The organism is Streptomyces sparsus (assembly GCF_054776295.1).
In genome coordinates this window covers 1-1,007 of record NZ_BAAHCA010001332.1, presented here as the reverse complement: position 1 = coordinate 1,007, position 1,007 = coordinate 1, and the positions used below count along the sequence as shown (strand labels likewise).

Here is a 1,007-nt window from a genome sequence, read left to right as displayed (position 1 = left end):
CGCCGTCTCCGGGTCCACGCCGTCGGCCTCCGCGCGGGCGGCCAGCTCCAGCAGCTCGTAGCCGACGCCGTCACCGGACGGCAGCGGCAGGTCCAGCTCCGACGCCCTGGCCCGGCCGGCCAGTTTCGCGGCGAGGGCCAGGGCGGGCTGGCCGAGCGGCACCCCTTCGGTGACGGACTCCCGCTGCTTCTCCTCCGCCTTGGTCCGCAGCCAGTGCGCCTTCACGTCGTCGCCGGTCTCGGCCGTCTCGTCGCCGAAGACGTGCGGGTGCCGGTGGATGAGCTTGCTGACGATGCCGGCCGCCACGTCGTCCACCGAGAACGGCTCCTCGGGGTCGTCCTCCGCGATCCGGGAGTGGAAGACGACCTGGAGCAGCACGTCGCCCAGCTCCTCCCGGAGGGCGTGACGGTCGCCGTCCTCGATCGCCTCGACCAGCTCGTAGGCCTCCTCGATGCCGTACTTCAGGAGGTCCTCGCTGGTGCGATCCCGGCTCCACGGGCACATCAGGCGGATCCGGTCCATGACCTGGACCAGGTCGAGCAGCCGGGCGCCCGGCAGGTCGTAGGAGCCGGGCAGCAGCTCCAGGTCCGGCATGTGCTCACGGCCGGAGCCGGCGAGCCTGGCCAGGCCGTCCGTGAGGCGGGGCTCACCCTCGGCGCTCGCGACCACCACGACCGTCCGGCCGCCGGCACAGGCGTCGACCAGTTCCCGCGCGTCGCGCTCCCCGGCCGTCACGTCGACGCCGGCCTCCCGCAGGTAGGGAAGCTGCGGATGTCCGTCGTCCGCGCACAGCACCAGGTCGGCCGCGCGCAGCGCCTGCCAGGCGGGCCAGCTGAGCAGCCCGGGCGCGACCCGGTGGCTGGTGGTGAGCAGAACGATGCGGCCGGGGTCGCCGGCGGGCTGGGTTGCGGTCACTTGACGAATGTAACGCGGGGCTCGCGGGGCGTTGTGGCCGGTCCGGGCGGCTGCTCGGGAACCGCGGGCGCCGACGCCGGGCGGAACAGCCA

The 1,007-nt window shown here is 74.3% G+C and carries 1 protein-coding gene; it reads right to left on the bottom strand.

The features are described 5' to 3' along the window. The coding region (locus ACYVE9_RS28245) for a nucleoside triphosphate pyrophosphohydrolase (RefSeq protein WP_461030728.1) at positions 1–915 on the bottom strand (915 nt) is incomplete at its 3' end. Positions 916–1,007: the final 92 nt, after the last annotated feature.